This window comes from Paenibacillus sp. J22FR5, from assembly GCF_059691975.1.
The window spans coordinates 85047-109674 of record NZ_JCAUAN010000017.1 but is presented as its reverse complement, the minus strand read 5'-3'; the positions used below and the strand labels follow the sequence as shown (position 1 = coordinate 109674).

The 24628-nt window shown below is 48.4% G+C and carries 25 protein-coding genes; all 25 read left to right on the top strand.

Annotated features, from left to right (window positions below):
- Nucleotides 1–72 precede the first annotated feature (72 nt).
- Nucleotides 73–1470, top strand: coding sequence for a F0F1 ATP synthase subunit beta (gene atpD, locus AC58P7_RS20680; protein ID WP_497346174.1), 1398 nt, complete (start codon nt 73–75; stop codon nt 1468–1470).
- 40 nt (nt 1471–1510) lie between these two features.
- Complete coding sequence (locus AC58P7_RS20675; protein ID WP_497346172.1) at nt 1511–1915, top strand: F0F1 ATP synthase subunit epsilon; 405 nt, start codon at nt 1511–1513, stop codon at nt 1913–1915.
- Between the two features lie 373 nt (nt 1916–2288).
- On the top strand, nt 2289–2654 hold the full coding sequence (locus tag AC58P7_RS20670; RefSeq protein WP_028556937.1) for an NADH-quinone oxidoreductase subunit A: 366 nt from the start codon (nt 2289–2291) through the stop codon (nt 2652–2654).
- Nucleotides 2639–3157 carry a NuoB/complex I 20 kDa subunit family protein gene (locus tag AC58P7_RS20665; RefSeq protein WP_028556938.1) on the top strand — a complete coding sequence of 173 codons (519 nt, stop codon included), beginning with the start codon at nt 2639–2641 and terminating at the stop codon, nt 3155–3157. Before AC58P7_RS20670 ends, AC58P7_RS20665 begins: the two co-directional genes overlap by 16 nt.
- A complete protein-coding gene (locus AC58P7_RS20660; RefSeq protein ID WP_497346170.1) occupies nt 3154–4170 on the top strand; it encodes an NADH-quinone oxidoreductase subunit C in 1017 nt (338 codons plus the stop codon). The genes AC58P7_RS20665 and AC58P7_RS20660 overlap by 4 nt, the downstream gene beginning before the upstream one ends.
- A gap of 3 nt (nt 4171–4173) precedes the next feature.
- The gene (locus tag AC58P7_RS20655) at nt 4174–5274 is read left to right on the top strand and encodes an NADH-quinone oxidoreductase subunit D (protein ID WP_497346168.1); all 1101 of its coding nucleotides are present in this window, start codon (nt 4174–4176) and stop codon (nt 5272–5274) included.
- Nucleotides 5274–6278 carry an NADH-quinone oxidoreductase subunit NuoH gene (gene nuoH, locus AC58P7_RS20650; RefSeq protein ID WP_497346166.1) on the top strand — a complete coding sequence of 335 codons (1005 nt, stop codon included), beginning with the start codon at nt 5274–5276 and terminating at the stop codon, nt 6276–6278. The genes AC58P7_RS20655 and nuoH overlap by 1 nt, the downstream gene beginning before the upstream one ends.
- Nucleotides 6279–6334: 56 nt before the next feature.
- On the top strand, nt 6335–6787 hold the full coding sequence (nuoI, locus tag AC58P7_RS20645; RefSeq protein ID WP_028556942.1) for an NADH-quinone oxidoreductase subunit NuoI: 453 nt from the start codon (nt 6335–6337) through the stop codon (nt 6785–6787).
- A complete protein-coding gene (locus AC58P7_RS20640) occupies nt 6780–7310 on the top strand; it encodes an NADH-quinone oxidoreductase subunit J (protein WP_497346164.1) in 531 nt (176 codons plus the stop codon). The genes nuoI and AC58P7_RS20640 overlap by 8 nt, the downstream gene beginning before the upstream one ends.
- Nucleotide 7311: 1 nt before the next feature.
- Complete coding sequence (nuoK, locus tag AC58P7_RS20635) at nt 7312–7623, top strand: NADH-quinone oxidoreductase subunit NuoK (protein ID WP_497346162.1); 312 nt, start codon at nt 7312–7314, stop codon at nt 7621–7623.
- A 15-nt stretch (nt 7624–7638) separates the two neighbouring features.
- Complete coding sequence (gene nuoL, locus AC58P7_RS20630) at nt 7639–9561, top strand: NADH-quinone oxidoreductase subunit L (RefSeq protein ID WP_497346160.1); 1923 nt, start codon at nt 7639–7641, stop codon at nt 9559–9561.
- Nucleotides 9551–11173: a complex I subunit 4 family protein gene (locus AC58P7_RS20625; RefSeq protein WP_497346158.1), complete on the top strand. Its 1623-nt coding sequence runs from the start codon at nt 9551–9553 to the stop codon at nt 11171–11173. The genes nuoL and AC58P7_RS20625 overlap by 11 nt, the downstream gene beginning before the upstream one ends.
- Nucleotides 11174–11177: 4 nt before the next feature.
- Nucleotides 11178–12689 (top strand): NADH-quinone oxidoreductase subunit N, encoded by a 1512-nt coding sequence (locus AC58P7_RS20620; RefSeq protein WP_497346156.1) that lies wholly within the window; start codon nt 11178–11180, stop codon nt 12687–12689.
- A 492-nt stretch (nt 12690–13181) separates the two neighbouring features.
- Nucleotides 13182–15689 carry a S8 family serine peptidase gene (locus tag AC58P7_RS20615; protein WP_497346154.1) on the top strand — a complete coding sequence of 836 codons (2508 nt, stop codon included), beginning with the start codon at nt 13182–13184 and terminating at the stop codon, nt 15687–15689.
- 19 nt (nt 15690–15708) lie between these two features.
- On the top strand, nt 15709–15969 hold the full coding sequence (locus tag AC58P7_RS20610) for a DUF1146 domain-containing protein (RefSeq protein ID WP_497346152.1): 261 nt from the start codon (nt 15709–15711) through the stop codon (nt 15967–15969).
- Nucleotides 15970–16167: 198 nt separating this feature from the next.
- Complete coding sequence (gene murA / locus AC58P7_RS20605; protein WP_497346151.1) at nt 16168–17487, top strand: UDP-N-acetylglucosamine 1-carboxyvinyltransferase; 1320 nt, start codon at nt 16168–16170, stop codon at nt 17485–17487.
- Between the two features lie 169 nt (nt 17488–17656).
- Complete coding sequence (gene spoIID / locus AC58P7_RS20600) at nt 17657–18706, top strand: stage II sporulation protein D (RefSeq protein WP_497346149.1); 1050 nt, start codon at nt 17657–17659, stop codon at nt 18704–18706.
- 82 nt (nt 18707–18788) lie between these two features.
- A complete protein-coding gene (locus AC58P7_RS20595; RefSeq protein WP_497346147.1) occupies nt 18789–19526 on the top strand; it encodes a peptidoglycan DD-metalloendopeptidase family protein in 738 nt (245 codons plus the stop codon).
- Nucleotides 19527–19778: 252 nt separating this feature from the next.
- Nucleotides 19779–20069, top strand: a complete 291-nt coding sequence (gene spoIIID, locus AC58P7_RS20590; RefSeq protein WP_057313422.1) for a sporulation transcriptional regulator SpoIIID — start codon at nt 19779–19781, stop codon at nt 20067–20069.
- A gap of 174 nt (nt 20070–20243) precedes the next feature.
- Nucleotides 20244–21242 (top strand): rod shape-determining protein, encoded by a 999-nt coding sequence (locus AC58P7_RS20585; RefSeq protein WP_436233409.1) that lies wholly within the window; start codon nt 20244–20246, stop codon nt 21240–21242.
- A 29-nt stretch (nt 21243–21271) separates the two neighbouring features.
- Entirely contained in the window at nt 21272–22165 is an 894-nt protein-coding gene (locus AC58P7_RS20580) for a flagellar hook-basal body protein (RefSeq protein WP_497346145.1), read from the top strand.
- A gap of 36 nt (nt 22166–22201) precedes the next feature.
- A complete protein-coding gene (locus AC58P7_RS20575) occupies nt 22202–23056 on the top strand; it encodes a flagellar hook-basal body protein (RefSeq protein WP_497346143.1) in 855 nt (284 codons plus the stop codon).
- Between the two features lie 24 nt (nt 23057–23080).
- Nucleotides 23081–23299 carry a DNA-directed RNA polymerase subunit beta gene (locus AC58P7_RS20570; RefSeq protein ID WP_497346141.1) on the top strand — a complete coding sequence of 73 codons (219 nt, stop codon included), beginning with the start codon at nt 23081–23083 and terminating at the stop codon, nt 23297–23299.
- Nucleotides 23300–23505: 206 nt separating this feature from the next.
- Nucleotides 23506–24024, top strand: coding sequence for a CDP-alcohol phosphatidyltransferase family protein (locus tag AC58P7_RS20565; protein ID WP_497346139.1), 519 nt, complete (start codon nt 23506–23508; stop codon nt 24022–24024).
- Nucleotides 24025–24185: 161 nt separating this feature from the next.
- Entirely contained in the window at nt 24186–24614 is a 429-nt protein-coding gene (fabZ, locus tag AC58P7_RS20560) for a 3-hydroxyacyl-ACP dehydratase FabZ (RefSeq protein WP_477592454.1), read from the top strand.
- Nucleotides 24615–24628: the final 14 nt, after the last annotated feature.

Here is a 24628-nt window from a genome sequence, read left to right as displayed (position 1 = left end):
AAAAGACCTCGATAGAGGTTTATCTCATAAACGGTCTCGATGGAGACACAAGCTTTACTTAGGAGGGAAACCATGAGCAAAGGGCGCGTTGTGAATATTACAGGGCCTGTCGTCGACATTGAGTTCGAACGCGGACAACTCCCTGAAATTCTGAATGCAATCAAAATTGAAAGAACCGAAGGTGGACAATCATCCACTATGACGGTTGAAGCGGCTGTTCACCTTGGTGACAACCTCGTACGTTGCGTAGCAATGTCCTCAACAGACGGACTTGTACGTGGTGCCGTTGCAACAGATACTGGCGCAGCGATTACTGTACCCGTTGGTGCAGCAACACTGGGTCGTGTATTTAACGTATTGGGCGATCCGATCGATGGTGACGAAACAGTTGACCGTACATTAACTAGCCCGATCCACAAAGAAGCTCCAGCATTCGACAACTTGTCGACAAAATCAGAGATTCTTGAAACAGGTATTAAAGTTATTGACCTTATGGCTCCTTATGCAAAAGGTGGTAAAATTGGTCTCTTCGGTGGTGCCGGCGTAGGTAAAACGGTAACGATGCAAGAGCTAATTCACAACATTGCACAAGAGCACGGCGGTATCTCCGTATTTGCGGGTGTTGGTGAGCGTACTCGTGAAGGTAATGACCTTTACCACGAGATGAAAGACTCCGGCGTTATTGCAAAAACAGCGATGGTATTCGGTCAAATGAACGAGCCTCCAGGTGCGCGTCTTCGCGTAGCTTTGTCCGGTTTGACAATGGCTGAGTATTTCCGTGACGAAGAAGGAAGAGACGTTCTTCTTTTCATCGATAATATCTTCCGTTTCACACAAGCAGGTTCTGAGGTTTCCGCTTTGTTAGGCCGTATGCCTTCCGCGGTAGGTTACCAGCCAACCCTAGCTACAGAAATGGGTCAATTGCAAGAGCGTATTACGTCCACGAAAAAAGGTTCCGTTACTTCCATTCAAGCGATTTACGTTCCTGCCGATGACTATACGGATCCGGCTCCAGCAACGGCTTTCGCTCACTTGGACGCAACAACGAACTTGGAGCGTAGTATCGCGGCCGCAGGTATCTTCCCAGCGGTAGATCCACTTGCATCATCTTCCCGTGTTTTGACACCAGAAATCGTTGGTGAAGAGCACTATAAAGTAGCACAAGGCGTTAAACAAATTCTTCAACGTTACAAAGAGCTTCTGGATATCATCGCGATCTTGGGTATGGATGAGTTGTCTGATGAGGACAAATTGGTCGTTACTCGTGCGCGTCGTCTTCGTCTGTTCTTGTCTCAGCCGCTTCACGTTGCTGAGCCGTTCAACGGATTCCCAGGTTTGTATGTACCAATGAAGGATACCGTGCGCAGCTTCAAAGAAGTTCTTGAAGGTAAGCACGACAATCTTCCTGAAGTTGCCTTCCACAACGTGGGCACAATCGAGGATGCAATCGCGAAAGCTAAAACGCTGTAAGCTGCATACTCTCTAAGTAAGTTTAGGAAGGAGAATCCAAGTGAGTACATTCCTACTGGAAATTGTAACACCGGAACGCAAAGTGTACGCTGAACAAGTGAACATGGTTAGCGTGAAGGGTGCTGAAGGGGAGCTTGGAATTCTGCCGAATCACATTCCATTGGTCACTCCACTAAGAATTGCACCGATTACTGTGAAGAAAACGGGCTCTAAAGACGAAGTTATCGCAGTGAACGGCGGTTTCATGGAAGTGCGCAAGGATAAGGTGGTTATTTTGGCGGAAAGCGCCGAGCTGCCTGAACAAATTGATATTGATCGTGCGAAGGCAGCGAAAGACCGTGCGGAGAAACGTCTTGCAGAAACAAAGCAAGATAACGTGGATTTCAAACGTGCTGAAGCTTCTTTACAAAGAGCATTGAATCGTATCGGTGTGTCCGGGAAATAAATAGATCAAAGCGGGGGAACTTCGGTTCCTCCGTTTTTTTGTGCTAAAGGTAAAAAAACTGCCCCTCTCGGAGGAGAGGAGCAGCGGCTGACGGATTTCATTTTAAGCGTGATGCCAAAGGGTGGATTGTCCTGTTTTAGGGCAAGGTGGGAACATTTCGCCTGCTGTTAATTGAATGCTTTGTCCGTCGGCATCGCGATAACGTTGCCCAATGAATAGTATTACCCGTCTATGTGGTATGCTACTCTTAACGTGAAAGAATTAATGTCGACGCCTAAACCCCTTTTTGTTATACTAATATAGGTGATTATTACCAAAACTACGTAGATCGTAAGGAACGCAAATAAGAAATGGAGGCGGTTACATTCACATGATGTATACAAATAACTATGTAATCGTAGCGATTTTTCTTGGGTTAGGTATTTTCCTCCCCATAGCAGCGCTGACGATTGGCAAATGGTTAAGACCGAGTAAACCCATCGAAGAGAAGTACACGACATATGAGAGTGGCAATGAGCCTGTAGGTGAGGGACAAATCCGGTTTAACATTCGTTATTATTTGTTTGCTTTGATGTTTGTCATCTTTGATGTGGAGACCGTGTTCCTCTATCCGTGGGCTGTTGCTTTTAATCAGCTAGGATTGTTTGCTTTAATAGAAATGTGTATTTTTGTAGCCTTGCTTGCCATAGGATTAATATACGCTTGGAAGAAGAAGGTGCTGCAATGGACTTCAGTTTAGAGTCGATCTCTCCCGAGGAACGGGAAGAAATAAACCGTAATGTATTTATGACAACGCTGGAGCAAGTAAAAGCTTGGGCTCGCAGTAATTCGCTTTGGCCATTGACCTTTGGCTTGGCTTGTTGCGCGATCGAAATGATGGGGACAGGCGGTTCTCACTATGATTTAGACCGATTCGGAGTCATCTTCCGTACGTCACCTAGGCAATCAGATGTGATGATTGTGGCAGGGACAGTTACGAAGAAAATGGCTCCTTTGCTGCGCCGTCTTTACGAACAAATGCCTGAACCGAAGTGGGTTATTGCAATGGGCTCCTGCGCGACAGCAGGCGGACCGTATGTAAAGTCGTATTCAGTTGTCAAAGGTGTCGACCAGATCGTACCGGTGGATGTGTATATCCCAGGTTGCCCGCCGAATCCAGCTGCGCTTATCTATGGGATTAACAAGCTTCAGGAGAAGATTCGCTATGAAGCGAAAACTGGGAAGCAGGTGACCAATCGATGAGCGAGGAGAAAAAGCCGGAAGAAACAGCGGTAGATCTGACTCCTCCTGCTGACGATGATAAGAAAGTGAATGAATCGCCCCTAGAGGAAGCAATTGCTGAGGTTGGCAAGCTCACCCCAGAGGCACGTGCGAGTAAGACGCCTCTTAGTCCGGACGTGCAAGCATCCGTAGATCGCGCGGCGGAGAAGCAAGCTGCTGATCCGGATGCGCAGACGACGAGCGAGCCAAGCGACGCGCCTGCGGCTGAGCTCGCGGAGCGTGGGCAGGGCGCCGATGCGCCAGCGGCTGCGCAGAGCAGTAACGCGGCGGCGGAGCGCGCCGCGGCAAGAGCCGCGCGCCTCGCAGCGCGCGCGGCCAATGCAGAGCCGACGGGCGAGCCCGCGTCGGCCCCACCAACGCCAGCGTCCGCTGACGCAGGCTCTGACGAAGAGAAGGCGGCCAAAGCCCAGGCCGCCGCAGAAGCCCGTGCCGCGCGAGCTAGCGCACGCGGAGCGAAGACCGATTCGGCGGAGCCAGCCGCGCCGAAGGAGCCGTCACCGAACCAGCCGCTGCTGGACCGGTTGGTGACGATCTTGAAAGCCGAGGCAGGCGAAGACGCCGTCGTCGACGCTTTCATCAACGAAAGGGATGCGCATCGCCCTTATGTCATCATTCACAGCTCGCGCTGGCCGCAGGCCGCGCTGACGCTGAGAGATCACGAAGAGCTGCGCTGCGATTACTTGCGCAATCTCTCCGGTGTGGACCAAGAGACGCACCTGGAGGTGGCGTATCATCTGCTTTCCCTCACACATAAGCATGAGTATTGTGTGAAAGTGAAGACAGACCGCGAGCAAGCAAGCATACCTTCGGTAGCTGATGTTTGGCCGACGGCCAACTGGAACGAGCGCGAAGCCTTTGACCTTTTCGGCATCGATTTCCCTGGCCACCCGAATTTAGTTCGCATCATGATGCCTGATGATTGGGTGGGTCATCCACTGCGCAAAGACTACGAACCGCTTGACCCGGAGGTGTAGCACGTGTTACGGACAGAAGAGCTCTTGTTAAACGTTGGCCCTCAGCATCCTAGTACGCACGGCGTTTTCCGCGTGATTGTAAAGCTGGATGGTGAAATCATTAGAGAAGCAATACCCGTCATGGGCTACTTACATAGAGGAACAGAGAAATTGGCTGAGAACCTCAGCTATACCCAAATTATCCCGTACACGGACCGCATGGATTATGTATCGGCGATGACGACCAACTACGCGTTAGTTAACGCGGTTGAGAAAATGATGCAATTAGAAATCCCTGAACGCGCGGAATTTCTCCGTTTAATCGTGATGGAACTGCAGCGAATTGCGTCTCACATGGTTTGGTGGGGAACCTACCTGCTGGATATCGGGGCAATGAGTCCGTTCTTGTATGCGTTCCGTGACCGCGAAATTATTATCGATCTATTCAACGAATTGTGTGGTGCTCGTTTAACGTACAACTATATGCGTGTAGGCGGCGTGAAATGGGACGCACCAGAAGGCTGGATCGACAAAGTGCGGAAATTCGTTCCGTATATGTACGGCAAATTAGAAGAGTATCACACGCTCGTGACCGGAAATGAGATTTTCCTATCACGGATCAAGGGTGTAGGTAAATATGATGCCGAGACAGCCATTGCTTATGGCCTTAGCGGGGCGAACCTGCGTTGTACGGGTGTAGACTGGGATATTCGCAAAACGCAGCCCTACAGCCTCTACAGCCGCTTCCAATTCGATGTGCCTGTGCGAAATGGCGGGGATTGCTATGACCGTTATCTTATCCGTATGGAAGAAATTAAACAGTCCCTTCGCATCCTCGAGCAAGCCTTAAACGTGTTCCCTGAAGGTGGCGAAACCATGGGCAAAGTGCCGCGGGTTATTCGTCCGCCAGAAGGCGAAATCTACGCAGCGATCGAGTCTCCACGTGGAGAAATCGGCTGCCATATTATTTCCCGAGGCAAGCAAGAGCCGTACCGTTTGAAATTCCGCAGACCATCCTTCGTGAATCTGCAAATATTGCCCAAGCTTCTGGTCGGGGAGTCGATGACCAATCTAATTACGATTCTGGGCGGCATCGATATTGTCGTTGGGGAGGTGGATGCCTAATGGTCAATCTATTGGAGGAGAGTCTGACGTGGACGAACTTCTTCGTATTCCTTTTCTGGGGCATTGTGATGCTCATGCTCGTTCTCGGTTTCGTTACCTATGCGATCTACTTCGAGCGTAAGGTCATTGGCTGGATGCAGTTGCGGATCGGGCCGAACCGAACAGGGCCTTTCGGGCTGCTGCAGAGCGTCGCTGACGTACTCAAGCTTCTCATTAAGGAAGATACGATTCCTCGGAAAGCCGAGCGTGAGCTCTTCATTCTCGCACCGATCATTACCTTTATCCCGTCCTTTACGATCATTGCGACCATTCCGTTCTCGGATCGGATGTTTGGTGCGAACTTGAATGTGGGATTGCTCTACTATGTAGCCCTTACAGGGATCTCAACCATTGGAATTATCCTTGGCGGCTGGGCATCCAACAATAAATATGCCTTATTAGGCGGCATGCGTTCCGCAGCGCAAATGATCAGCTATGAAGTTCCCCTAGTTATTTCGGTCGTTGGTGTGGTCATGATGACAGGCAGCTTGAATCTGCATACCATTGTTGATCATCAAACCGGAGGTTTCTGGCACTGGAATTTCATTCCTCAGATCCTCGGCTTCATCATTTTCGTGATTGCGGGTGTATCGGAGCTTAATCGTACGCCGTTTGACTTACCGGAAGCAGAATCCGAGCTCGTTGCGGGTTACCATGTGGAATACAGCGGTTTCCGCTTCGCTTTTTTCATGCTATCCGAGTATGTGTACGTCTTCGTCATTGCTTCACTCATCTCTTTGATTTTCTTAGGTGGGTGGCATGCGCCATTCGGATTCCTTGATTTCATTCCAGGCGTCATCTGGTTCCTGTTGAAATTCTCGTCAGTCGTTTTCTTCCTCTTCTGGCTGCGGGCGACACTGCCACGGGTTCGCATTGATCAACTTATGGGGTTTGGCTGGAAAGTGTTGCTTCCATTAGCACTGGCCAACATGCTGCTGACCGCGATCATTATGACCATCTTTTAAGAATAGATGCTTTCGAAGTTAGTTTTCCTACGGAAAACTTAAAGGAGTTGAAACACATGAAGGGCATTATGAAAGGTTTAGGCTTCACGTTTAAGCACTTGACTGAGAAGAAAGTAACGTACGCGTACCCAGAAGTGCCGATTAAAATGCCGGATCGCTTTCGTGGTATTCAATATTTTGATCCCGAGAAATGCATTGTGTGCAATCAATGTGCGCGTGTATGTCCGACGGAGTGTATTACGCTAACTGGAAAAGCGAACCCAGACCCTGAGAAAAAGGGAAAGGTCATCGATACGTATGACATCAACTTCGAAATTTGTATTCTGTGCGATCTGTGCACAGAGGTGTGTCCGACGGAAGCGATCGTGATGACGAATAATTTTGAGCTGAGCTCCTTCAGTCGAGATGATTTGTTCAAAGATATGCAATGGTTGAGCAGCAACACACAAAACATTCGTCAAGAGAACAATTCTGCGATGCCTAAAGGGGGCGCGAAGAAAGATGTTTAGTGGACTAGGTGATTTCCTATCCAGCGGTACGAGCTGGGCCTTCTTCATCTTCGCACTGCTCGCCATCGGCGGGGCGATCTTTATGATCTCTTTTACGAAAGTCGTTCACATGGTGATTGCCGTTGCTCTTACGTTTATTAGCTTGGCTGGCCTGTATGTCATCCTTGAAGCTGAGTTTGTCGCTTTCGTTCAAGTCCTGATTTATGCGGGTGCCATCTCGATCCTCATGATATTCGGTATTATGATGACGAAGCATAGACAGGGTGAAGACGAGGGACCTAAGCGCCCGTGGCATGAAGGCTTGGCCATTCTCGGCGCTGTGGGATTGTTCGGGATATTGTTCTATGCGATTCAGAAATCGACCTTCGTATCTTCGGGGGCATTAGATGCTGGCAAGGATAATACACTCGAAATCGGGAAGCTGCTCTATAATGTGCATGTGATTCCTTTCGAAATCATGTCCGTGTTGCTGACGGTCGCCTTCATTGGTGCTATTGTCGTGGCGAAGAGAGAGGAGGATTAGCATGGGTAACTTAATTACTCCCTATCTTACATTAGCGGCGATCCTGTTTTGTATCGGTCTTTATGGGGCACTTACGAAGAAAAACGGGGTTATCGTGCTGCTTTCCATTGAGCTTATGCTCAATGCGGTGAACTTGAATTTGATTGCTTTCTCGAAGCTGGGGGATCATCCGGTATTGACGGGGCAAATCTTCTCCCTCTTTAACATTACAATTGCAGCTGCTGAGGCGGCTGTTGGGATTGCGATATTGATCACAATTTACCGAAATAAAGGCACGGTCGAAGTTACGGATTTGGATTCTATGAAGCGCTAGGAGGCTAACAAGGCTATGGTATCGGACTATTCACAGTACGCCTGGCTCATTCCATTGTTTCCGTTGCTTGCTTTTCTAGCGCTCACGGCGATGGGACGTCAACTCAAGGACTTAGGGATTTACATTAGTATTTTCGCGATGCTGCTTTCATTTATTGTGGCTTTGCTCATTTTCGTAGAGCGTATAGGCGGCAAGGTGGAGGACTTCACGTGGGATAAAATGAACTGGCTGCAGGTCGGCGATTTTACGCTGAAAATGGGGTTTGAGGTCACCAACCTAAATTCCCTGATGCTCGTAATTGTCACCCTCGTTTCGCTGCTGGTGAACATTTATTCCAAGGGCTATATGAAGGGCGACGAGCGAATTCACGTGTTTTTTGGCTATATTGCGCTGTTTTCCTTCTCGATGCTAGGTCTTGTTATTTCAGAAAATATGCTGGAACTCTACATCTTCTGGGAGCTGGTAGGGGTATGTTCCTTCTTGCTCGTCGGATTCTGGTACTTCAAGCCAGAGGCGAAGGCTGCCGCCAAAAAGGCATTTATCGTCACCCGCATCGGGGATGTGGGCTTGTTTATCGCGATCCTGCTGTTGTATCTATACATGCCAGGGCATGCGCTCGATTTTACTTCCATACATAATGCCTTTACTACGGGCAAAATCGACCCTACGATCGTCACGTGGATTGCGGTTATGATTTTCATCGGGGCGATGGGCAAATCCGGTCAATTCCCGCTGCACACGTGGTTGCCTGATGCGATGGAAGGGCCAACGCCGATCTCGGCGCTGATCCACGCCGCAACGATGGTTGCTGCCGGGGTTTACCTTGTGGCACGAACGTTTGATATTTTCCACGCCTCTCCGGATGCGTTGACGGTAGTTGCTTATGTAGGTGGATTTACCGCCATTTTTGCAGCTACCATCGGTATCGCACAGAACGATATTAAGCGGATTCTTGCTTACTCGACCGTGAGCCAACTCGGCTACATGATGATGGCGCTGGGTATTGGCGTGTCGTATACATCAGGGATGTTCCACTTGTTCACGCATGCGTTCTTTAAAGCCTTGCTCTTCTTGGGCGCAGGTAGCGTCATTCATGCGGTTCATACGCAAGACATCAACGAAATGGGCGGCTTATCCCGCAAAATGAAAATCACGACATGGACCTTCGCGATCGGTACGCTGGCTTTAGCTGGTATCTTCCCATTCGCAGGCTTTTGGTCGAAGGATATGATTCTAACCGAAGCATACGAGCATAATCAGCTTCTGTTCTGGGTCGGTGTCATTGCGGCGTTCTTCACCGCTTTCTACATGTCACGTCTGTTCTTCCTCGTGTTTATGGGCTCGTCTAGAGCGAAAGCACATGCTTCGGAAGATCATGATGATCACGCACACGACCACGCGCATGAGCCCCATGAATCTCCGGCATCCATGACGACACCGCTTATTATTCTTGCTGTGCTCGCCGTTGTTGCAGGCTTCGTGAATACGCCATTCAATGAATGGCTGGGTCACTGGCTGACAGGGCAAGACCATGAAGAGGCAGCGAATTGGACGGTTATTATTTTGTCCACACTAGCTGGATTGCTCGGTATTGGGCTTGGTTATCTGATCTATCTCAAACGTACGATTCCGCGGGACATCGTTTCGGGTAAAATGCCTTGGTTGTACACGTTGCTTAATCGCAAATATTTCATTGATGACATCTATGATGTCATCGTTGTCAAACCGCTTCGCGGTCTAGGGTTCATTCTAGAATTGATTGATATTTACATCATTGACGGGATTGTACGCTTAGTTGCTTTCACCGTGGTTAGTCTTGGACGCTTAGGCTCCCGACTTCAAAATGGTCAACTGCAGTCCTACGGGGTCATCATGCTACTAGGGATGCTGATTCTGGCACTTGCCATTGCAGGAAGGAGGTTCATACATGCCGGATAATTTACCCATTTTAAGTATGATCGCCTTCTCACCTCTGCTTGGTGTTCTCGTTTTGCTCTTCCTTCGGGGGGATCGTGGACGTTTGATCAAAACCGTGGGTATCGTCACGACGCTAATTCCGCTTGTTTTGGCGGCATGGTTGTATGTGGACTATAACTATCAGGGGGATCCGCTCCAGTATAAAGAACAGCTTGATTGGATCAAAGTCCCATTAAACCACGAGGGCATTCAGCAAATTAACCAATACTTCTTCGAGTTTAAATATTCGTTGGCTGTCGATGGCATTTCGTTGCCGCTCGTCTTTCTAACGGCGCTAATCTCGTCCATGGCGGCATTAGCATCGGTTTACATTAAAAAACGTTGGAAAACGTATTTCATTTTGTTCCTTTTGTTAGAAACAGGGATGTTCGGCGTATTCCTGGCACAGGACCTGTTCTTGTTCTTCCTGTTCTTCGAAATTACACTCGTGCCGATGTTCTTCCTGATCGGAATTTGGGGGTATATGAACCGGGAGCAAGCCGCTAACCGCTTCTTGCTGTATAATGGACTCGGCTCAGCGATCATGCTGATTGCGTTCCTTATTCTGGTTACGACTGCTGGCTTTAACCAAGATCCGTCGCAGACAGAGGCTATCATTTACTACAGCGGTGACATCCATACGATTGCACATAACCTACTGCAGGCTCCAGAGGCTTATGTGAATCAGACAGGCACGCCGTTCTTCATGAGTCAAGCGATGAAATGGACCGTGTTCATCATGTTGTTGGTCGCTTTCGGGATCAAACTGCCGATCTTCCCGTTCCATACGTGGATGCTGAAGGTACATACAGAGGCTCCGCCTGCTGTTGTTATGATTCACTCCGGGATTTTGCTCAAAATGGGGGCCTACGGCCTCATCCGTTTCGGTATTCTGTTCTTCCCGGCGGAAGCCCAGCAATGGGCGTGGGTGCTCGCGCTCCTCGGTGTCATTAACATCGTGTACGGCGCGCTTCTCGCGATGGTCCAAAAAGACTTCAAACTCGTACTGGCCTACTCAAGTATCAGCCACATGGGCATCGTCCTGCTTGGACTCGCTGCTTTCAACATTTCAGGTCTGCAAGGTGCCGTGTTCCAGCTCATCTCACACGGTTTGATCTCAGCCCTGATGTTCTTGCTCGTCGGCAGCATCTACGAGCGAACCGAAACCACACAGCTCGATCGCTTGGGCGGTCTCGCCAGCAACATTCCCTTCATCAGCGGAATTCTGCTGATTGCAGGGATGGCATCGCTCGGATTGCCAGGCTTATCCGGCTTTATCAGTGAGTTCCTCGCGTTCGTGGGACTCTTTGAAACACACCGTGTGTACGCGATTGTCGGTACACTGGGTATTATATTTGCAGCGGTGTACGTGCTGCGCGGGGTACTGAACATCACGTTCGGCCCTAAGCAGCCGAGCCTGTTGCAGCAAGGGATGCGCGACGCGCGTCTCATTGAGGCTGTGCCGATGATTACCTTGGTCGCGTTCATTCTCTTGCTGGGTGTATACCCAAGCGTGCTGAGTCAGCCGCTTCAACAAACCATTGGCAGCTTGGATCAATTGATCCATAGCGTAGCCGGGAAGATAGGAGGTTAGTCCAGTGGAACAGATTAGACTCCATGTTGCTGATTTGACGCATCTGCTCCCTGAGCTTGCGCTGGTTGCTACTGCGATCATCCTATCTCTCTTGGATTTGGTTCTGCCAAACCGCTTCAGCCGTTCGATTATCGGGTGGTTGACGCTCGTCGGCATCGCGATTTCCGCCGTCTTCGTTGTCCTGCAGCTGAATCCGGACGAGGCGATTCAGCTCCTGAATCAAAGTTATCGCGTCGACGATTTCTCGAACATCCTGAAATTATGTACGTTAGTCGGAACGGGACTTATCGTCTTTATGAGCTTAGGCTTCGTGAAAGAGGATAGCATCCCGCACGTCGGGGAGTACTACTACTTCTATTTGCCTGCTGCGTTAGGGGCGATGATCATGTCATCCTCTGGTGATTTGATTACCCTCTACGTAGGATTAGAACTGCTCAGTATCACCTCTTATTTAATGGTTGCTATGAAGAAGAGAGACAGCAAGTCCAATGAAGGAGCATTCAAGTACTTGGTTATGGGCGGTATTTCGTCCGCGATCATCTTGTACGGCATGTCCTTCCTTTACGGGATGGTCGGCTCCGCTAATCTGCAAGAGATTGGTGCAGCGCTTCCTACACTGGTAACGTCGTACGAGCCATTGCTCTATGTCGCCTTCTTCCTGCTGCTAGCAGGCTTCGGTTTTAAAATCGCGGCTGCGCCATTCCACAGCTGGGCACCGGATGTATACGAGGGAGCGCCAACACCGGTTACGGCATTTTTGGCTGTCGTGTCCAAAGCGGCCGGATTTGCTATTCTGTTCCGAGTCTTCTACGTCCTATTCGGATTTAGCAGCTTCGCAAATAGTCAATTGCAGTCAGATGTCTTCCTAGCGATATCCGTTATGGCCGCTGTCGCGATGGTCGTGGGGAATTTCATTGCGCTGAAGCAAACGAATATGAAAAGGCTACTCGCCTATTCGGGGATTGCCAATGCCGGTTATCTGCTCGTTCCGATCGGAACGTACTTTTCGTCCACGCATTATGGCAACTTCTCGGAATTCATTTTCTACTTAATTGCGTATATGTTTATGAACATTGGAGCTTTCGCTGTGTTGATGATTATCGAGCAGGCTGAGGGTCATACCGAGGCCAAAGGCTTTGCGGGGCTTTACTATCGCGCACCTTTAACAGCTGTGGCTATGGTACTGTTGATCCTCTCCTTAGCTGGTATCCCATTGTCAGGCGGATTCTTCGGTAAGCTCTACATCATCTTAGGAACGATGCAGACGCAGCAATACTGGCTTGGGTCCTTAATGATCGCAACCAGTGTGGTATCGTTCTACTACTATTTCAGCATTGTGCGCCAAATGTTCATGCGCAGCGATTACGAGCCAGCCGCCATCAAAGTGTCCGTGCCATTAGGCATAACGGTTTGGCTATGTGCCTTAATCAGCGTGGCACTTGGCGTCGTTCCGCACTTGGTGCTGAAAGCAATTGAGAGTGTCTTTACCTTGACGAAGAATTTTATCATTCAATAGCGCGTTACCACGAGGCCTTTCCTACGTAACAGTAGGGAGGGTTTTTTTCTGTTTTCCCCGCCTTTTACCTCTAACGGACACAGGAGCCGCTATTTGGCGATAAAGCACGGATTCTAACTTTTAACGGACTACATGGCCGTTATTCTCTCCATTTGGACGCGAATCAGCCTTTCAATTCAGTAAATAACGGCGTTGGTGTCCGTTGCAAAGCAAACATACCTGATTTTCCGGAAATAGAGGCGCTCAAGTCCGTTAAATATCACCACCAACTTCACGTTGAGCTACGGAATGTCATTCCGACGAGCCTCCAACCACACATCCAGAAATTACATCTGAAAAATAATTCCTAAGATCTGAACTTTTTGCGAAGAAAAACCGTTATAGGTATCGAGAAGATGTTTATTGTGGTATAGATATATAAGTAAATGACAAAGTGATTCAATTTGGGATAAAGGACCTGATGTGATGAAATGTTTTCGATACGTAGGGACCATGATACTGATGACGCTGATTGTCCTAGGACTAACAGGGTTCGTGACCAACGTAAAGGCTGCTTATGCGGTATCTTCGGATCCCATGAGGGTGAAGCAAACCTATCTGGATATGATTCGCGTTGATCAAGCGTGGGCGGCGGCAGGAGACTCTCGTTCGCCGATCGTAGTCGCTGTTGTCGATACAGGTGTTGACCTTAGTCATCCCGATTTAATCGGCAATTTGGTAGATGGTGTGAATCTGCTACAGGCTTCTAAGAAGCCTTTTGATGATAATGGACATGGAACGAACGTAGCTGGCTTGATTGCTGCTGCGATTAATAATGATAAAGGTATTGCAGGCATAGCTCCCAATGCTAAAATAATGCCGATAAAGGCGCTAGAAGCAGACGGAACAGGTGGCGAAGCTAAGCTAGGAGAAGGCATTAAGTATGCCGTCGACCACGGGGCCAAAATCGTTGTGCTTTCCTTAGGGTTAAACAAATATTCCGATTACTTGTCTGGTATTGTGCAATACGCGGAGGATCATCAAGTGTTGCTCGTCGCCGCTGTTGGTAACGAGAGCACAAGTGTGAAATACCCTGCGGCGTATCCGACCGTACTTTCTGTTGGCGGCGTGAGCCCTAATAAACAGGCAGATCCTCGTTCGAATTACGGACCAGAGCTCGATGTTATGGCACCTTGGGATGTATACACGACAGCGCTAGGCGGGGGTTATCAGTACCAAAATGGCAGCTCGATGGCCGCTCCACAGGTGGCCGCAGCCGCGGCATTGGTCTGGGGGAAATACCCCGCGATGACGCCATATCAAGTCCGATCGCAGATCGAACAAACGGCACAGGACTTGATGGACAAAGGGTGGGACGCGAAGACTGGGTACGGCTTACTGAATATCGAGAAAGCACTGACCGAGCCATATAAGCAAGATCGCTTCGAACCGAATGATCTAGCAAGTCAGGCGGCATCGCTACCTAATCATACCATGGTCAAAGCGAATCTTAGCTCAGGGCAGGATCAGGACTGGTATGAAATTGATGCTTCTTACGACGGGTACATTCAATTAGGCGTACAGCCTGAAGACGGTGAAGGTATCCGTGTGAATTTCGATTCCGGGCAAAGTTTTGTGGCGGGCAATGGTACTACTGACGGCAATCAGCCATTCACAGTAGCTGTGACCAAAGGGCGCACGTATGTGCAGTTGGAGAACATAGATCGTACACGGAAAACAGCGCTGAATTACACATTGCGGACGGATTTTATCATTTATACGGATCCGTTTGAAGATAATGATAAACAGTACAAAGCTTTTACATTGCCAGAACGAAGCCAGACTGTACGAGGAACTTTTCATGAAAAAGGAGATCTCGATTGGTTTGCTCTAACCTTGGAACACTCCGGTACTATGCGTATCAGACTATCTACGGATACGGGCCGTATCGATCCCATGCTTCTGATCCAGAAGGAAGGCGAGAAGTCTACGACGATTGATCAAGCTGGCGATGGTGGTATTGAGGTTAGCTCGCAAATGGATGTATTGCCTGGGCAATATTATATTCGCGTCAGCAATGTGAAGGATTATGAAGGACCGATTACGGGCGAATACACGTTAGAAATTGAGTATACGCCTAAATTAATCGATCCTAACGAACCGAATGACAAATCGTATCAAGCTACATTTGCTGCGATGAATGCAGGGTATGAGGGTGTTTTTAACAGAAATGAAGACGTTGATTGGTTCGAATTCCGATTGACTTCCGATAGCTTGGCTCAAGTGAGACTTACGAATATACCGGTATCACGCACGTTATATGCAACCCTATATAATAATGCCCTTGAGGAGCAAGGTACCTACCGAAGTGAGAGTGGTTCAGATCAGCTCAATTTCGAGAAGCCATTACCCGAAGGAACGTATTATATCAAGCTTCAGGCGAACCAATGGTTCATGAGCCAGATGTATCGTTTACAGTTGAACAGCTACGGGCTTGTTAGCGGGTACGTCGATATTGGCGGACATTGGGCGCAGGATGCCATTAGTCAGCTAACTGGGCAAGGAATCATCAGCGGTTATGGGAACTATCGTTTTGCTCCGAATCAGTCGATTACTAGGGCCGAAGCGGCCACAGTGATATCCCGTGCTTTAAATTTATCGAAACGCAAGGATTTAAAATTCACCGATTTGGCGGCTTCGCACTGGGCTTACGCGGACATTGCCAAAACTGTTCAAGCGTCGATCGTAGACGGTTACCCGGATGGTACCTTTGACCCCGACGGTAAGCTGACTCGCATGGAAATGGCGCAAATGCTTGCGCGCAGTATGAATATGACCGGGAAACGCAGAGGGAATAGCCCTTTTAGCGATGTGAATGAATCTTATTGGGGTGGGGGCATTCTCAAGCAAATGTCGGCTGACGGTTGGATCAGTGGTTTTCCCGACGGGACCTTCCATCCGGAAGATCAGGCAACACGAGCTGAGTTTGTAACATTGTTGGCCAAAGTCGTGAATCGGTAGAATCGAAGAGGAGTGACCTATGAGCGAGACGGACAAATGGAGTGAAGTGGCGCAATACGCCTCATTGATGAACATGGTCAGTATAGCTGTCTATATTCTTTGCATCGGTTTAGCGTGGTGGTCGCTGCAAGCGTTCCGCTTTGATATTTTGCTGCGAAGGCCCAAAGGTGCACAAGCCATTATGCTGCAAATCTTACTTTCGATTGGACTGGGGCAGTTGGTTGCGGGCTTTTTCATTCAGTATTTAGGTCTCTCCATGAGCTTCAGTAAGATGTTTTAATGCGATTTCCCGAATAATGCAGAAGTTTGTTGTCAACAATGGATAGTAGAACGGAATGAAAAACGCAATGGGCTTCGAACTCTATGTAGGGCATCTCTGACTGCCAAAAGAACACAGTTGTGTCTATGTGCTTGCAAATGATAAACTTAAGAAATGTGCGAAACCTGTCTTATAAAATAAGTGCGCGGAGGGACCATGATGAGCAAAATTATCGTCCGCGGTGGCCGAAAGCTAGCTGGCAATGTGAAAATCAACGGAGCAAAGAATGCGGTACTGCCGATTATTGCGGCTTCCATTTTGGGGTCGGAAGGTGAAAGCGTCATCCATGATGCGCCTCCCCTTGACGATGTACTAGTGATTAATAAAGTCTTACAAAGCTTAGGAATTGAAGTCGAATACAACCGTCAAGTGATTCGAGTACGAGCTGCGCAGATTAATACCTGTGAAGCTTCCTATGATCTAGTCCGTAAAATGAGAGCCTCTTTCCTCGTAATGGGTCCATTGTTAGCAAGGCTCGGTCAAGCGAGAATTTCGCTTCCAGGCGGTTGTGCGATTGGCACAAGACCGATTGACCAGCATCTCAAAGGCTTTGAAGCGATGGGTGCTGATATTGAACTGGGTCAAGGTTATATTGAAGCGAAAGTAAAAGGGCGCCTGAAAGGTGCCAAAATCTATTTGGACGTGGCGAGCGTAGGCGCAACTGAGAATATCATGATGGCGGCAACGCTTGCGGAAGGTACGACAACGATTGAAAATGCGGCAAAAGAGCCGGAAATTGTTGATTTGGCTAATTATCTGAATGCAATGGGCGCTGTGATCCGCGGTGCGGGAACGGGTGTTATCCGCATCGAGGGTGTTGAAAAGCTTCGCGGCGTCGTACATACGGTGATTCCGGATCGCGTAGAAGCCGGTACATATATGATCGCTGCAGCCATTACGGGCAGTGAGCTGTATATGGAAGGCGCGATCGGAGACCACCTTCGTCCTGTCATTTCCAAAATGCAGGAAATGGGCGTTACGATCGAAGAAGATGAGAACGGCATTCGCGTACGTGCAACAGGACCGCTTCGTGCGGTTGACGTGAAGACGTTACCGTATCCGGGCTTCCCAACCGATATGCAGTCGCAAATGATGGCGCTGCTTATGGTGGCGGACGGAACGAGTCTCGTAACGGAGACCGTGTTCGAGAACCGGTTTATGCACGTGGATGAATTCGCCAATATGAACGCAAACATTAAAGTAGACGGACGGACCGCTATCGTAAGCGGTAACTCGAAGCTGCGCGGAGCAAAGGTGTGTGCAACAGACCTGCGTGCCGGCGCAGCGTTGATCCTCGCGGCATTAGCCGCTGAGGGTGAAACCGAGATCACGGGCGTTCACCATATCGATCGTGGATATGTCGATATCACAGACGTTCTGCGTGAACTAGGTGCCGATATTTATCGCTCAGTTCCACAAGAAATCGAGCAGGAAGTTGCGGAGCTTGGATTTTTCAATATTCAGCCAACGCTAGCGTAATACATGAGGAACCATCAGGGGACGAACCTGGTGGTTCTTTTTTTCTTTCACATATCCTATCAATTCCTGATCTCGCCTCGTTCAAGTTCTATTCTAGCAACCCCTCTCATAAGCTAAGACATACCAAAATTCCTGCTAGTAAACGCGCTTATGGAGGCTGCTCAGAGATATGTTCAATAAAAAACGCGTGCTCAGAAAAGGGGTCATCCTGTGGATGACTGTTTGCTTATCTTCCATGTTGTGTGTCACTATCATCGTGCCTGGATTGCTAGTCAAGAAGATTCCGGCTGGTGATGAACGGCCTCCTGCCTCTATTGAAGGCTCATCCCTTCAAGAGACAGGTGCTGATCAAGGCCTGATGATTCCTGTGTATTTAACGAAAAAGGCAACGGTGCAAACCGTTCCACTAGAGCAATATGTAAAAGGTGTGCTAGCTGCGGAAATGCCTGTTGATTTCGAACTAGAGGCACTCAAAGCACAAGCGATGGCAGCTAGAACATATGTCGTGCGAAGAGTAATAGAGAAGGATTATAGTAATATGCCGGTGGAGGATGCACTTGTGACGGACACGACAGCACATCAGGCCTATCTGACCGACCAAGAGCTTAGAGAGAAGTGGGACAAGTCCAAATATGAAACGAACATGGCCAAGATTGATAGAGCTGTCAATGAGACCAAGGATAAAATACTTACCTATGGGCATGAGCCGATCAATGCAACTTTTTTCTCAACTAGCAATGGCTATACCGAGAATTCGGAAGAGTATTGGCCTTTCAAAAGCCCCTATCTACGCAGCGTGCCTAGTCCTTGGGATATTAAGCTTTCCTCTCACTATCAAGAAAGTGTAACGATCAGTTACAAGACGATGCTTCAGAAGCTGGGTGTAACAAGCATTGCCACGACAGATACGAGTGCCAAAGGTATGAAAGTACTCTCTTGGTCTACTGGTCATCGGATTAAAAGTATGACAATCGGAGGCAAGGTTTTCTCCGGACGTGAGGTGAGAGAGAAGCTAGGCCTAGCATCCTCTCAATTTGCTTGGAGGTGGGCAGGCTCTCAAGTTACCATTACTACTTACGGATATGGCCATGGTGTGGGTCTCAGTCAGTGGGGCGCCAACGGCATGGCGAAGGAAGGGAAAACCGCGGAGCAGATCGTAACCTATTATTACACGGGCATCTCTATCGAAAATGCAGCCTCTTTTCTCCACAAATCATAAACTTGCAGCGTTTCTATAAAAATATCTTTCTGGAAGTATAAAACCTTGGAATGTGTCAAGAATGGTTGATGAGGTGATAACCATGAGTGATAATAACAAAGGTTTTCAGAAAGAAGAGGCTCCTAAAACTGTTCAAGGAGCACAAGGTCCAACATCTGCATGGAAGAAATTGCTTGCTAAGAAATGGGTATTCCCAGCGACGTATGTGGCAGCAGCAGCAATTATCTTAACCTTAATGTGGGTGTACCAGGGAGCAGGAACGAAAACAGTCAGCGAAGCAGATCTGGGTATTAAGGTTAGCAGCAATGAACAAACCGATAATCCGAAAGCACCTCATGATGGGGCTCTCGCGGTTAACGGAACAGCCGAAGCGATGCAATGGCCTGTGAAAGACAGAGCTGCTGTCGAAGTGGCAACTCCTTACTATGACACGAATGCATCCAATGATGTGAAGGCAGCGGCTATGATCGAATATCTTGATCAACTAACCCCGCACACTGCCATTGACTTGAAAGCCAAAGATGGCGCAACCTTTGATGTTCTAGCGGCACTGGATGGTAAAGTTACGGCAGTTGACCAGAGTCCTGTTGTTGGCAAGTTGGTTGAGATTACACACAGTAACGGCTTGATCAGTATTTACCAAAGCTTATCAGACGTGAAGGTAACCAAAGGCGCAGAAGTGAAAAAAGGCGACGTTATCGCCAAAGCAGGCAGCAACGATTTTGAGAAGGAAGATGGCGTGCACTTACACTTTGAAGTGCGCCAAGTTAGCGACAATGCAGCCGTTAACCCAGAAAGCCTCTTGAACGCGAAGCAGTAAGCAGCATTTAAATTTCGAGCATTTCGATACATAGGCTACGGCCTACATAAGTGAAGGGCAGCGGGGGAAATTCCTGCTGCTTTTTCACATTTAACTGATGATTTTAACCCATTTCGTAGCCATAAGCCGAAATTAACCCATTATTTTGAAAATAAATATGGGAAATGAGCTTGTCAGGCTTGGTTACGTAGAATATCTAGTCATGCCCCTCATATACTTTACCAAACTATCTCGAGTAGGGAGGCGAGGGGAGTGCACGATTACATCAAAGAGCGAACCATTAAGATTGGTACCTGTATCGTCGAGACCAAGAATACGGTTCGCACCATTGCTAAGGAATTCGGCGTTTCCAAAAGCACGGTGCATAAGGATTTGACGGAAAGACTACCGGAAATCAACCCGGACCTGGCCAATCAGGTGAAGCACATTTTGGAGTATCACAAGTCCATTCGGCACCTTAGGGGAGGAGAAGCGACTAAAATTAAGTATCGTAAGACCCGTAATCCTAAGCTTTCCGAAGTTCTGGTAACCGTTAAGTCCTAAGATACCCTTCATCCCGAGATGTTTCTTGTGTTTCCTATAACTGGGCATGTCGAAATTTCACGGAAAAAGAGGAAATAATGCATTTATAACGAATTTAGCTTATAATTAGAACTGTATATAAGAGCGCCGATTCTTCACGGGATGGACGGTAGGTTTAGGGAGGATTAATTAGAAATGTTCAGCAAGGATATTGGGATAGATCTCGGCACGGCAAATGTGCTTATTCATGTAAAAGGTCGCGGAGTTGTGCTTGATGAGCCATCCGTAGTTGCGATTGAAAGCGATACGAAACGCGTGTTGGCTGTAGGTGAAGAAGCCTTCCGCATGGTAGGAAGAACGCCTGGCAACATCATCGCCATTCGTCCTCTTAAGGACGGCGTTATTGCGGACTTCGATATTACGGAAATGATGTTGAAGCATTTCATCGCGAAAATTGGGGGCAAGAATTGGTATTCTCACCCGAGAATACTGATCTGCGCCCCTACCAACATTACCTCGGTCGAGCAGAAAGCGATTCGCGAAGCAGCTGAGCGCAGTGGTGCTCGAGAAGTATTCATGGAAGAAGAACCGAAGGCGGCAGCCATTGGTGCCGGTATGGACATCTTCCAGCCTAGCGGTAACATGGTTGTAGATATTGGCGGAGGGACGACGGATGTTGCCGTGTTATCCATGGGCGATATCGTCACCTCCTCCTCCATCAAGATTGCTGGCGATAAGTTCGATACGGCGATCATGAAGTATATCAAAAATAAGTACAAGCTTCTTATCGGTGAACGGACAAGCGAAGATATTAAGTTGAAAATTGGAACGGTATATCCACATGGACGAGATCAAGAGATGGATATTCGCGGAAGAGATATGGTATCCGGACTTCCATTGACCATTACGATCCACTCCAGCGAGGTACAGGAAGCACTATGGGATCCAGTTTCCTCGATCGTCACAGCGGCGAAGAGTGTACTTGAGCGGACTCCTCCTGAATTATCTGCGGACATCATTGACCGTGGTGTTATTCTGACGGGCGGCGGCGCATTGCTGCACGGTCTTGATCAATTGCTTGCGGATGAGTTGAAAGTGCCAGTACTCATCGCAGAAGATCCAATGTCTTGTGTCGTTAAAGGAACGGGCATTATGCTCGACAACCTAGATAAAGTAACTAAACGTAAATTTTAGTCAGATAGACTTTCCTAAGAGGTGACTAGATGTTAAGAGGACTGTATACCGCGGCGGCAGGGATGATTTCTGAGCAACGCAGACACGATACCATAACGAATAACATTGCCAACTTGAACTCTCCGGGCTTTAAACAGGGTAATTCCTTGTCGCGTTCATTTCCAGAAATACTTATCTCTACGATTCGCGGTGGACAAGGAGCCTCAACAGCGCCGCTTGGGAAGATGAGCTTGGGTGTATTCTCCGAGGAGAGTATTGCTGTTCATACACAAGGCGATCTGCAGGAAACGCAGAACCCCTTCGACTTCGCGCTTGTATCGAATATTCAACTGCCAGGCGTGACGTTTGATGCCACAGGGAAATTCGTGAATGCAGACGGAGAACGCAAGTTCCAACCACAGGCGCTATTTACCGTGTTGAACCCGAATGGCGAGCAGCGGTACTCCTTGAACGGGAAGTTCACTGTCGACGCATCGGGTCAACTTGTGAATGCCAATGGCGAACAAGTCGTAGGTCGTGATGGACAACCCTTGGCCTTGTTGGATGGAGCCGGGCAACCTATTTCCAATTTCAAAGTAACGGCCAAAGGTGAATTCATGGACAGTGGCGGTCTTCCCATCTTGAACGCAACAGGTGAGCCGATTGGCTTGATGCTGTCACGTGCAGAGAACCCGCATCTGTTACTACGTGAAGGGAACGGGTTGCTGCGGATTAATCCAGGTGATGAAGCGACGATCACGCAAGTAGCACCAGGCGACCAAGTTGAAGTGCGCCAAGGCTTTGTTGAGCGTTCTAACGTGGATTCCGCGCAATCGATGGTGGATATGATGTCCGCACTCCGCGCCTACGAAGCGAATCAGAAGGTCATTCAGTCATATGATAAAAGTATGGACAAAGCAGTAAACGAAGTAGGACGCGTCTAAATCTAGCTTGCGAAGGGGCCAGCCATGAACAATTCCATGATCAATTCATCGGTATCCATGCACAGCTTACAGCAAAAGCTGGATATTCTCTCCAATAACATAGCGAATGTGAATACCAACGGCTTTAAGAAGAAAGAAGCCTCCTTCGAGGATGTGTTGACGAATGTGCAAACACAGCCCGAAGGGTTCCGCCAGCAAGGGCGTTTCTCACCGCTAGGCTTTAACCAAGGCTGGGGCTCGAGGCTCGTGCAAATTCAGACGAATTTGTCACAGGGACCGATCCAGTCGACGGGTCTTCTAACCGACTTTGCCATCCAAGGCGATGGTTTGTTTGAAGTGTCCGTCAGCAAAGTGGACGAGAACGGTAATCAAGTCTTTCAGCCTGCATGGACCCGTAACGGAGCATTCAGCTTAACGCCCGATGGAGCAGGCGGGACGGTTCTGACGACCAAAGAGGGCCATTTCATTGCAGGTACGGACGGTAATCCGATTCACGTGCCGGTTGGTTATCGACCAGCGGTTGCTAAGGATGGCACGATCCAAGGCTACAATGAACAAGATCCAGCGGCAGCACCAGTGACGCTAGGTCAAATCAAGCTTGTTCGTGTGGTGCGTCCACAACTGCTTCAAGACGTAGGGGACAATCTCTACACGCTTCCAGCAGGAATAACAGCGGGTGAGAAGGCGAACATCTTGCAGGATGTGAACGCCGTTGCTGGTACAAATGCGAACCGCGTAAGCCTGATGCAGGGGTTTCTGGAGCAATCGAACGTGACACTGTCGGATGAAATGACAGATCTGGTTATTGTACAACGAGCGCTTCAGCTGAATTCCCGGGCTATTACATCGTCCGATCAGATGATGAACATGGCTAACAATTTGCGCGTCTGATCGTAGAAAGGTAGGATAGGCTCGATGGCAGACAACCCTGCTCCAGTTAAGAAGAAGCCAAGGCCGAAATGGCAGCAAATCGTTTGGCTTACTTTCAAAATCATACGTATTCCCGTGCTCGCTGTGTTAGCTATCTATATTGGTTTATGGGTGGGCTACACGAAGCTTGGACATCAGCCATCATCTGAAATTTTACATATTAGCACATGGCGGCATTTATACGATCTCGTTTTTGCAAATTAGTTCGAACTCCCGCATGGGAGTTTTATTTTAAATATAGCATGTATAGGTTTCACTTCATAAGTGAGCTATATTTCTGGATAAACCCATCCGTCCAAGAGTGACGGTTTAGTGGTTTATTTTGTGTGCGAGCAGCGGTATAATGGAGAAAGGCTTTATCTACCATTTATCGATATTTCGGATCGGATCCTAGGCGCAGGAGGAGTACCTTGAATATACCGAACATGCTCACGATCAGCAGGTTTGTACTAATCCCCGTGTACCTCGTGCTTTTTTTTAACGGCCATATCCGAACCTCCTTCATCATTCTACTCGTAGCTGGGCTAACGGATATCTTAGATGGCTATATCGCAAGAACACGCAAGCTGATCACGCCGATGGGGGTCATGCTAGACCCGCTGGCAGACAAGTGTATGATGATTGCGGTCATCCTCTCCTTACTCATCTCCGAGATGATTCCTTGGCAGGCAGCAGCGGCCATGTTTATCCGAGATGCAGGCATGATTATTGGCTCCGCTTTTTTTCATTTTAGAGGGAAACTGACCGTTCCAGCGAATGTTATGGGGAAGCTAACGACAGTTCTCTACTATTTCGCCATCCTCTTCATCGTTTTTGAATTCACCTTTGCCATTTCGTATTTATGGTATGTTATCGGGGTTTCCTTCTTAACATCGTTTATTTATATTTTTCAGTTCCTTCTTCTAAATCGTGAAGCCCGAGTGAAATAACAGTAAACGAAAAAAGAGCCTATGTAGGGGTCTGTGATACAGACCTTTACATAAGCTCCCCTTATATGAACCTTCACTTCTGCAGGATATGAAGGGACCTCCCTATTGTAAGTAATTCCCTTGTATTTTATTCAAGTATTCGAAAGGAGCACGAACGCACGATGCTAGATATTAATCAAATTCAAGAGATCATTCCTCACCGCCCGCCTTTTCTGCTGGTTGACCGTATTTTGGAAGTAGAAGAAGGGGTTAGAGCTGTAGGAATTAAAAATGTTACGATCAATGAACCTTTCTTCGCAGGGCACTTTCCTGGTTATCCGGTTATGCCAGGCGTTCTGATTGTTGAAGCCCTAGCTCAAGTTGGAGCTGTAGCTGTATTGTCGATGCCTGAGTATAAAGGCAAAATTGGTCTTTTCGCAGGTGCAGACGGCATTCGCTGGCGTCAACAGGTTGTCCCAGGAGATACACTTACACTAGAAATGACCATCACACGGGTTAAAGGCACCATTGTCAAAGGTCAAGCAATCGCTAAAGTTGGCGACAAAGTGGTAGTCGAAGGTGAGCTTATGTTCGCCCTTGCTAATAAATAACCCATACATATAAA

Coding starts and splice junctions, on each gene's coding strand:
- atpD (WP_497346174.1), top strand. CDS start 73: ATGAGCAAAGGGCGCGTTGTGAATATTACAGGGCCTGTCGTCGACATT.
- AC58P7_RS20670 (WP_028556937.1), top strand. CDS start 2,289: ATGTATACAAATAACTATGTAATCGTAGCGATTTTTCTTGGGTTAGGT.
- AC58P7_RS20665 (WP_028556938.1), top strand. CDS start 2,639: ATGGACTTCAGTTTAGAGTCGATCTCTCCCGAGGAACGGGAAGAAATA.
- AC58P7_RS20660 (WP_497346170.1), top strand. CDS start 3,154: ATGAGCGAGGAGAAAAAGCCGGAAGAAACAGCGGTAGATCTGACTCCT.
- nuoH (WP_497346166.1), top strand. CDS start 5,274: ATGGTCAATCTATTGGAGGAGAGTCTGACGTGGACGAACTTCTTCGTA.
- nuoI (WP_028556942.1), top strand. CDS start 6,335: ATGAAGGGCATTATGAAAGGTTTAGGCTTCACGTTTAAGCACTTGACT.
- AC58P7_RS20640 (WP_497346164.1), top strand. CDS start 6,780: ATGTTTAGTGGACTAGGTGATTTCCTATCCAGCGGTACGAGCTGGGCC.
- nuoK (WP_497346162.1), top strand. CDS start 7,312: ATGGGTAACTTAATTACTCCCTATCTTACATTAGCGGCGATCCTGTTT.
- nuoL (WP_497346160.1), top strand. CDS start 7,639: ATGGTATCGGACTATTCACAGTACGCCTGGCTCATTCCATTGTTTCCG.
- AC58P7_RS20625 (WP_497346158.1), top strand. CDS start 9,551: ATGCCGGATAATTTACCCATTTTAAGTATGATCGCCTTCTCACCTCTG.
- AC58P7_RS20615 (WP_497346154.1), top strand. CDS start 13,182: ATGATACTGATGACGCTGATTGTCCTAGGACTAACAGGGTTCGTGACC.
- AC58P7_RS20610 (WP_497346152.1), top strand. CDS start 15,709: ATGAGCGAGACGGACAAATGGAGTGAAGTGGCGCAATACGCCTCATTG.
- murA (WP_497346151.1), top strand. CDS start 16,168: ATGAGCAAAATTATCGTCCGCGGTGGCCGAAAGCTAGCTGGCAATGTG.
- spoIID (WP_497346149.1), top strand. CDS start 17,657: ATGTTCAATAAAAAACGCGTGCTCAGAAAAGGGGTCATCCTGTGGATG.
- AC58P7_RS20595 (WP_497346147.1), top strand. CDS start 18,789: ATGAGTGATAATAACAAAGGTTTTCAGAAAGAAGAGGCTCCTAAAACT.
- AC58P7_RS20585 (WP_436233409.1), top strand. CDS start 20,244: ATGTTCAGCAAGGATATTGGGATAGATCTCGGCACGGCAAATGTGCTT.
- AC58P7_RS20580 (WP_497346145.1), top strand. CDS start 21,272: ATGTTAAGAGGACTGTATACCGCGGCGGCAGGGATGATTTCTGAGCAA.
- AC58P7_RS20575 (WP_497346143.1), top strand. CDS start 22,202: ATGATCAATTCATCGGTATCCATGCACAGCTTACAGCAAAAGCTGGAT.
- AC58P7_RS20570 (WP_497346141.1), top strand. CDS start 23,081: ATGGCAGACAACCCTGCTCCAGTTAAGAAGAAGCCAAGGCCGAAATGG.
- fabZ (WP_477592454.1), top strand. CDS start 24,186: ATGCTAGATATTAATCAAATTCAAGAGATCATTCCTCACCGCCCGCCT.